6 protein-coding genes are annotated in these 9152 nt (G+C 47.2%); all 6 read left to right on the top strand.

Annotation, left to right across the window (positions count from 1 at the left end; all coding sequences use genetic code 11):
* Positions 1–366 precede the first annotated feature (366 nt).
* The 6 genes from HMPREF1640_RS11875 to HMPREF1640_RS11900 are packed head-to-tail and all read left to right on the top strand — an operon-like array spanning position 367 to position 9044.
* Positions 367–981, top strand: a complete 615-nt coding sequence (locus HMPREF1640_RS11875) for a TetR/AcrR family transcriptional regulator (protein ID WP_036895144.1) — start codon at positions 367–369, stop codon at positions 979–981.
* 27 nt (positions 982–1008) lie between these two features.
* Positions 1009–2763, top strand: coding sequence for an ABC transporter ATP-binding protein (locus tag HMPREF1640_RS11880; RefSeq protein WP_036895133.1), 1755 nt, complete (start codon positions 1009–1011; stop codon positions 2761–2763).
* A 21-nt stretch (positions 2764–2784) separates the two neighbouring features.
* The gene (locus HMPREF1640_RS11885) at positions 2785–4548 is read left to right on the top strand and encodes an ABC transporter ATP-binding protein (protein WP_036895135.1); all 1764 of its coding nucleotides are present in this window, start codon (positions 2785–2787) and stop codon (positions 4546–4548) included.
* Positions 4549–4560: 12 nt separating this feature from the next.
* A complete protein-coding gene (locus tag HMPREF1640_RS11890; RefSeq protein WP_036895137.1) occupies positions 4561–6933 on the top strand; it encodes an RND family transporter in 2373 nt (790 codons plus the stop codon).
* A 10-nt stretch (positions 6934–6943) separates the two neighbouring features.
* Complete coding sequence (locus HMPREF1640_RS11895) at positions 6944–7723, top strand: outer membrane lipoprotein-sorting protein (protein WP_036895139.1); 780 nt, start codon at positions 6944–6946, stop codon at positions 7721–7723.
* A 1-nt stretch (position 7724) separates the two neighbouring features.
* Entirely contained in the window at positions 7725–9044 is a 1320-nt protein-coding gene (locus HMPREF1640_RS11900; protein WP_036895141.1) for a DUF1302 family protein, read from the top strand.
* The last annotated feature ends 108 nt before the right edge of the window (positions 9045–9152 follow it).

Raw genomic sequence — 9152 nt, forward strand, 5'->3', positions numbered from 1 at the left:
GCCTTTTGTTTATTTCCAAAAGTTGCATTTCTTAATTGAACTTACGGTCATGTTTGTTTATTGCCACAATTTCCATTGGCTTGAGTTGAAAGCTTCGAAAAAAAATAAACGGACTATTGATTGTTATAAAATACCTATTTTTTGGTATTGTATCATTTCCTTACCTTTTTTATCTTTGCACCAAATAGACTTCATACCAATGATAAGAAACAAATACGACATATCACAGGGATATGGCTTCCCGTTAAGCCAAGCGCACCGTCCAAAAGAAAGACGGTGCGCTTTTTTTATGAACATAACGAAACTTTGTTCATTATTAACAAACAATTACCTTCCCAATACCACTCACAGTTCTTATTATACATTATGCAGACGCTAAAAGAAAATATAAAGCAACGCATTTTAAACATTGCACGAGAGGAGTTTCTTGCACATGGCGTAAGAGACACTTCCATTCGCACGGTGGCCCGAAAGGCAGGTATTGCCGTTGGCAACATATATAACTACTTTCGTAGTAAAGACAAATTGTTTTGTGAGGTGCTTTCTCCTCTTATCAAAGTGCTTAACAAACATATACTATCACATAATGATGAAAAATTTCTCTCAATAGACGTTTTCAGTATGAGACAACGACAAATAGACTATATCTTAGACATGTTATCCATTATAAAAGATTTTCGTCCAGAGCTGCGCCTACTTCTATTCAAATCGGAAGGAACGTCATTACAAGGATACAAAGACAAAATGATAGATAGACAAATGCAAGTGGGTATAGAATACATACGCTTAATGAAGGAACGCTATCCACATTTTAACAACAACATATCACCGCTACTACTTCACATCACATGTTCCACGTGGATAACTGTTTTCTGCGAGATTGTAGAACATGAAGATTACAGCGACGAGGACATTAAAGTCGCCATGGAGCAGTACATGGACTTTAGCATGGCCGGATGGAAAGCGTTGATGAAACCATAAAGATTAATTTTAAGAAGACGATTACATATGATTAAGACTCTCAAACGTTTAGGAGCTTACATGGGAGGGCGCAAATACTTGCTGCCATGCTCCGTAGCACTGTCAGCAGTAAACGGACTGCTGTCGCTTGTCCCATTCATACTTTTGTGGCTCGTGGTGCGGACACTACTAATCGCCAAGGGCAACCTCTCAAATACACCTCTTATAGACTATGCCCTATGGGCTTTTGTCATATCGGTGGCAAACGTGTTGCTCTACTTTTTGGCACTGATGCTCTCTCATCTTGCGGCATTCCGAATAGAAACCAACATGAGACGCAAAGCGATGCAACGGCTGATGCGTGCGCCATTGGGCTACCTCGATGAACAAAACACGGGGCGTATGCGCAAAATCATTGATGAGGATTCGGGACAGACACATACTTTCGTGGCGCACCTGCTACCCGATGTGGCAAGCTGTGTCGTTGCTCCGATAGGTGTTATCGTACTGTTATTCGCTGTGGATTGGCAGTTGGGTACGGCTGCGATGATACCTCTCGTTGGCGCGATAGGCATTATGGGATATATGATGAACCCGAAGAACAACCAATTTCAAAGGCTCTACCTTGATGCGCAGGAGAAGATGGGGGCAGAGGCAGTGGAATATGTCAGAGGTATTCCCGTGGTCAAGGTGTTCCAACAAACGGTATTCTCGTTCAAACGCTTCTACGATAGCATTATCAGCTACCGCGACCTTGTCATCAAGTGTACGCTTGTGTGGCGCACGCCAATGTCATTTTACATACTTGCTATCAATGCCTTTGCCTTCATCCTCGTTCCTACTGCTATTATCCTGATAGGACACGGTGGAGATACCACCACAATTATTGCCAACGTGATACTTTATGTGGTGATTGCACCGCTCATCGCTTCCAACGTGATGAAAGCCATGTATCTCAGTCAGGACCTGTTCATGGCAAATGAGGCTGTGGAACGATTAGAGCAGCTCACTGATATTGCACCGCTCTCGCAGCACGACGAGCCAAAACGGGCAGAAGCGTACGACATTCGTTTCAACGATGTTTCGTTCCGATATGAGGGAGCGGAAAAAGATGCAGTGAGTCATATCAACCTTACCATTCCCGAAGGAAAGACGGTTGCACTTGTAGGAGCGTCGGGCAGCGGAAAGACCACGATAGCAAGATTGATACCCCGTTTTTGGGACGTACGCCATGGCAGCGTTACCATTGGAGGTGTAGACGTGAGGGATATGCGCAAGGACGAGCTGATGCGCAACGTGTCGTTCGTCTTCCAAAACACCCGTCTGTTCAAGACTTCGCTCATCGAAAACCTACGTTACGGCAATCCTGATGCAACGACCGAGCAGATTAACCGTGCCATCGATCTCTCACAAAGTCGTGAGATTATCGACCGGCTGCCACAGGGATTGGATACCGTTATCGGTGCCGAAGGTACTTATCTTTCGGGAGGTGAGCAGCAGCGAATTGTTCTTGCCCGTGCCATTCTGAAAGATGCCCCTATCGTCGTGCTCGATGAGGCGACCGCCTTTGCCGACCCCGAAAACGAACAGCTTATCCGTAAAGCACTGGCACATCTCACCCAAGGAAAGACCGTGCTGATGATAGCTCATAGACTTACCACTGTGCAGGATGCTGACAGCATCGTAGTTGTGGACAACGGCGAGATAGTCGAACAGGGAACGCACAAGGAACTATTGAGTAAGGAAAAGTATTACCACCGTATGTGGAATGAATATCAACAATCTGTTTCGTGGAAACTATAATCTATTAAAAGTCATAAAGTCATGATTAAATATTTTCAAAACCGTTTCGCTCTTACGGAAAAAGGGGCAAAAGACTTGCGCCAAGGCATCGTCTTCTCGACACTGCTCAACCTTGTGCTGATGCTGCCTCCCACTTATTTGTTTTTCTTCCTGATGGAGTATCTCGATAACATGCCAATGAATGCCCCTCATACGTTGTGGTTTTATCTCCTCGTGGCAGCAGGGCTTATGGTCGTGATGCTCGTCGTGATTCGTCGGCAATACGACAGCACCTATACCACCGTATATAATGAGAGTGCGCAACGCCGTATCTCTTTAGCCGAGAAACTGCGCCGTTTGCCTCTCGCCTTCTTTGGTGAGCGCAATCTCTCCGACCTCACTGCCACTATTATGGAAGACTGCACACTATTGGAAACAACGTTCTCGCACGCCATTCCCCAACTGTTTGCTTCTGTGGTGAGCATTGTCATTATCGCAGCGGGAATGTTCTGTTACGACTGGCGATTAGCCATCGCTGTGTTTTGGGTAGTGCCATTTGCTTTGGTAGTGCTGTTGGTTTCACGAAATCGAATGAACAAGGCTTTTACACATGTCTACCACATCAAACGAGGAGTGAGCGAACAGATACAGGAAGGACTGGAGTGTGTGCAGGAAATCAAATCGTACAATGGCGAGGACGAATATAACCAGCGGTTCGACCAGCGATTAAAAACATTGGAAAAAGAACTTGTTGCCGGTGAACTCTTGACAGGTGCGTTTGTCAACATCTCCGCTGTACTGCTTAAACTGGGCATGCCTACCGTCATCGTTGTAGGCGCATGGATGCTACAGCGTGGCGACGTGTCGGTGTTCGTCTATTTGGCGTTCCTCCTTGTTTCGGCAATGGTTTACAACCCTATCCTTGAAGTATGCAGCAACCTCGCTATTCTTACTTTTCTCGATGTGCGTATCAAGCGAATGAAAGAGATGGAGGCAATGCCCATACAGACGGGCGACACCGAGGTGGAAGTTTCGAACTATGACATTGAGTTCCACAACGTCAGCTTTTCCTACGAAACAGACAAGCAGGTGCTTCACAATGTTTCATTCACTGCCCGACAGGGCGAGATAACGGCACTCGTTGGTCCCTCAGGTGGTGGCAAGAGTACCGCTGCCAAGCTCGCCGCACGTTTTTGGGACATCAATAATGGTAAGATAACGCTGGGCGGACACGAGATCTCCGACATAGAACCAGAGACATTACTCAAAAACTACGCCGTAGTGTTCCAAGACGTGATGCTCTTCAATGCCTCCGTTGCCGACAACATACGCATAGGAAAGCGCGACGCCACCGATGAGGAAATAAGGCATGTGGCACGGTTGGCACAGTGCGATGACTTCATCAATCGTATGCCACAAGGCTACGACACGGTGATAGGCGAAAATGGGGAAAACCTTTCGGGTGGGGAGCGGCAACGTATCTCCATAGCCCGCGCGCTCTTAAAAGATGCTCCTGTCATCCTGTTGGACGAAGCAACCGCCAGCCTCGATGCCGAGAATGAGACAAAGGTTCAGGCTGGTATCTCCGAACTGGTACGCAACAAGACCGTCATCATCATCGCGCACCGCATGCGCACCGTATTAGGAGCCGACCACATCGTTGTACTCTCGGGCGGAACAGTCGTGGAACGGGGCACACCAGGCGAGCTGTTGGCGCACAATGGGACTTTTGCGCAAATGGTAAGACTGCAACAAGATACTCCTTCGGCAAATATCTCATCAAAAATAAAAACAGAAACCAAATAAAAAGTAGAAATCATGAAAATCGAAAAAATCAACAATCTTTTCAGGCTGTTGGCGAGTTGGATTTTGCGCCATAGGCTTGTTGTGGGTGCGCTGTTTGCGGTGGTCATCGCCTTTTCGCTCGTTGGAGCCAAGCGCATTGTGATAAGAACTTCGTTCGATGACTATTTCCTAAGCGACGACCCTATGCTGCTCAAGACCAACGAGTTCAAGTCTATCTTTGGTAATGACTACTATGTGGCAGTGCTGGTAAAGAATAAGGACATCTTCTCCAACCGCAGTCTCACGCTCATTCGTGAGCTGAGCAACGAATTAAAGGATAGCCTGTCGTACGCCGACAAGGTAACATCGCTCACCGATCTTGAGTTTGCCTCTGGTACGGAAGAAGGTATGACCATAGAGCAGATTGTACCAGAGCAAATTCCATCGGATGCCGCTGGACTGAAAGAAATCAAGCGCAAGGCTTACAGCAAGCCCTATCTGGCGAAGAAAATGGTATCAACCGATGGAACGATGACATGGATCATGGTAAAGCTGCGCCCCTTCCCTGCCGACAGTGTGTGGAAGAAGACAAGCGACATGGCTCCCGACATGATTACTGGCAGGGAAGCTGGACATATCATAGGCAAGGAAAAATATGCAGAACTGTCGCCCGCTGCTGCAGGAATGCCTTATCTGAGCTATGAGAAGGTGGTCTATCTCAAGGGCGAAATGGGACGATTGTTCCTCTTCGCATTTATCATCTCTATTGTGGTAATGCTCATCGTAACTCGTTCGCTACGTGGAGTAATAGCGCCATTGCTCACCTCTGTCTTAGGACTGCTCATCAGCTTTGGCATCATCGGCTGGACAGGCATCTATATCGACATGACAACCATGATGATAGCCGTCATTCTCACCTTCGCTTGCTCCATTGCCTACAACATCCATCTGTACAACTTCTTCAAGACTCGCTTCGTAGAGACAGGTAGGCGCAGGCAATCCATCATCGAAGCGATGGGCGAGACAGGTTGGGGCGTATCGCTCTCGGCACTCACCACCGTAGCCGCCATGATGACTTTCCTTTCCATGAACATCGTACCCATGCAGGCTATTGGCCTCAATACATCAATCTGTCTGCTCGCTGTATTAATTACCTGCCTCTTCATCACTCCCATTCTGCTATCGTTTGGCAAGGATAGAAGACCAGCCGCCAACATGTCGAAAAGCTTTGAGGGCTATATTGGCAATCGGTTTGAGCAATTTGGAAGTTTTGTGCTACGCAATCATCGTGGCATTGTCGCGCTGTCGGTGGTGCTGACTATTTTCTGTGGTATCGGACTCTTCTTCATCGAACCTGCGTTCGACATTGAGAAGACAATGGGTAGAAAAGTGCCTTACGTCAACAAATTCCTCAACCTTTGCGAAACGGAACTCGGCTCCATGTATGCCTACGATTTGATGATTACGCTGCCGCACGACAACGATGCCAAGAAGCCAGGAAATTTACAGAAGCTCGACCAATTGTCAAAAATTGCTGATGGCTACAAGCTAACGAAACGCCACAACTCCATCACTGACATTGTGAAAGACATGAATTGCACACTCAACGGAAACAAGCAGCAATTTTACGCCATTCCAGACAATGCTGATATGGTGGCACAGTTGCTGTTGCTGTACGAAAACGCCGGAGGAACGGAGTCGGAATACTGGATGGACTACAACTATAAACGGCTAAGGCTACAAATAGAACTGAAAGACTACAACTCCAACGAAGCAGAAAAGGAAATGAACAACCTTCAGGCGGAGGCACACCGTCTCTTTCCCGATGCACATGTTTCGGTGGTGGGAAATGTTCCGCAATTCACCGTCATGCAGCAGTATGTGGAGCGAGGACAGATGTGGTCGATGATGCTATCGGTACTGGTTATTGGCATTATCCTCGTTCTAATTTTTGGAAACTGGAAAGTGGGACTCGTAGGTATGATACCCAACATAGCCCCTGCCATTATCGTAGGTGGAATGATGGGCTGGCTCGGCTACCCACTCGACATGATGACCGCCTCGCTCATCCCGATGGTCTTGGGTATCGCTGTCGATGACACCATTCATTTCATTAACCACAGTCATGTGGCATACGACAAATATGGCAACTACAAAATAGCCATCAACCGCACCTTCCGCACCGAAGGACTTGCCATTGTGATGTCCACGGTCGTCATCTCGGCTACATTCATGGGCTTCGTCTTCTCCGATGCCACACAGATGAGCAACTGGGGCATACTGGCAGTAGCTGGCATGGTATCGGCTTTGCTGGCTGACCTCTTCCTCACCCCTATCCTCATAGACTATCTCCACATATTCAAACAAAAAAAGGCAAACATCAACAACATTCAAAATAATAATTAAACCCAAAAGTATGAAAACAAGAAATTTTACATTGCTGCTCATCGCCCTGTTGGCAATTGGTAGCGCACAGGCAGCAGGACTGTCTGGTAGGGATATTATGCAAAAAGTAAAAAACAGACCTGATGGCGACACACGCTACGCTAACGTAGAAATGACACTCATTCAGCGAAGTGGACACAAGCGCATCAGAAAACTCGAATCATGGGCAATGGACATAGGCAAGGACACTAAGAAAATTATGTTTTTCACTTATCCCGGAGATGTGAAGGGAACAGGATTCCTCACATGGGAGTACGACAATCCTCGTAAGGTGGACGACAAGTGGCTCTATCTGCCTGCCATGAAAAAGACAAGACGCATCAGCGGTAAGTCGTCGAAGACCGACTACTTCATGGGTAGCGACTTTACCTACAACGACATGAGTATGCGCAGTGTGGACGAGGAACGACACCAGCTCCTGCGAGAGGAAAACTTAGGCGGACACCGATGCTGGGTGGTGCAGTCGATTCCCAACGACAAGGACGAAATATATGCACGTCGAGTAACGTGGATAAGACAGGACTGCTTGATGGCTGTTAAGGCGGAATACTACGATAAGCTGAACAAGTTGCACCGCCGTCTTACCATTTCCAACATCGATAAAGTACAGGGATTCTGGACGATGCACCTCATGCAAATGGAAAATGTGCAGACGGGTCACAAGACTGTCATTCGCATGGACAACCAACGATTCAACATCAAGGTGGCGCCCAACCTCTTCACCGTTTCCAAATTGGAGAAAGGACTCTAATATGAACCTGATACAACTATCTACTCTCTTGCTTGTGCCGATGTTCTCGGCACAAGCATCAGCCCAAGTAGAAACGCCAACAGCAGCTATTGACAGTCTTGAAACAGTACCCGAAGAGACTCTTCAGGAGACGTATGACAAAGACAGCGATGACGCTTTACAAGTTCGGGTGAAGGGATTTCTTGACACCTATCACGCACTCCGAACAACGGGGAATGCTGACTGGATGGCGTCAAGAACTCGGGCAAGGGGCGAAGTGAGACTCGAAAAAGGAGCGACAGCTCTCTTTGTTTCGCTGAACGCAATTTACAACGGAATACTGAAAGAACGCACAGGCATAGAACTGCGTGAAGCGTATCTGTCATATACCAAAGGAAACCTTGACCTGCGTGTGGGACGGCAAATCGTTATATGGGGAGTGGCTGACGCACTGCGACTTACCGACTGCGTGTCGTCCATCGACTACACCGAATTTCTTGCTCAAGACTATGACGACATACGTATGCCTGTGAATGGTTTACGTGCCAAATATACCTTGGGAGCCATTACGGCAGAAGCGGTGTGCAACCCTGTGACTAACTTTGCTTTGATACCTACTGACCTGCGCAATCCATGGGCAATGCGTTTGCCATACACCTCACTCCCTTATTCCATAGACTTGGAAAGCGGAAAACCAGAAAAGCGGTTGAAGAATATGGAATACGGCGGACGCATCACCGTCAACCTCAGCGGTGTGGATTTCTCCGTGAGTGCCTTGCGGACATGGAACAAACTGCCAGCCCTTCGCATGGGAATGACAACCGACGGAAAGTCACTACACATCGATGGACGCTATCGCCGCATGACGATGTTAGGAGCCGACTGTTCGTTGCCCATCGGGCAATTCGTTATTCGAGCAGAGGTAGCCAAATACATCGACGAGGCGCAAAATGCTGCAATGGGATGCGAAGTGGAATGCCGCAATGCACTCTACACGCTCATCGGCATTGATTGGTACCCTGGCAACGACTGGAATGCAAGTCTGCAGTATTGCCACAAATACACATCGGGCAATCTTGACGGACTGCCTATCTATCGCCATGCAGGAATAGCCACGGCACGACTCGCCAAAGAACTACTGCAAAACACGCTAAAACTTTCTACCTTTGCCTACGTTGATGTAACAAACGGTGGCATCTTCAATCGTTTCTCGGCTTCCTATGCCCTTAACGACCAAATCGAACTCACCGCTGGCTACGACTATTTCCATGCCGACAAAGGCAAGTTCCAAATGTATGCGAAGAATTCGGAGGTGTGGGTAAAAATGAAATATAGTTTTTAAAAGTTATTAGAACATTATATTTCATTCTTTTATAAGATGACAAAGAGAAGGAGTATTTTTATCCTTTTTATTTCTCCTTCAATCAGAACAATAATATATTACTGTCCG

It is taken from the genome of Prevotella sp. S7-1-8, assembly GCF_000758925.1.
In the GTDB taxonomy this organism is placed as follows: Bacteria; Bacteroidota; Bacteroidia; order Bacteroidales; family Bacteroidaceae; genus Prevotella.

Excerpts from the sequence above, each read along its gene's own strand:
- HMPREF1640_RS11880 (WP_036895133.1), top strand. The coding sequence starts at position 1,009 with ATGATTAAGACTCTCAAACGTTTAGGAGCTTACATGGGAGGGCGCAAA.
- HMPREF1640_RS11875 (WP_036895144.1), top strand. The coding sequence starts at position 367 with ATGCAGACGCTAAAAGAAAATATAAAGCAACGCATTTTAAACATTGCA.
- HMPREF1640_RS11895 (WP_036895139.1), top strand. The coding sequence starts at position 6,944 with ATGAAAACAAGAAATTTTACATTGCTGCTCATCGCCCTGTTGGCAATT.
- HMPREF1640_RS11885 (WP_036895135.1), top strand. The coding sequence starts at position 2,785 with ATGATTAAATATTTTCAAAACCGTTTCGCTCTTACGGAAAAAGGGGCA.
- HMPREF1640_RS11890 (WP_036895137.1), top strand. The coding sequence starts at position 4,561 with ATGAAAATCGAAAAAATCAACAATCTTTTCAGGCTGTTGGCGAGTTGG.
- HMPREF1640_RS11900 (WP_036895141.1), top strand. The coding sequence starts at position 7,725 with ATGAACCTGATACAACTATCTACTCTCTTGCTTGTGCCGATGTTCTCG.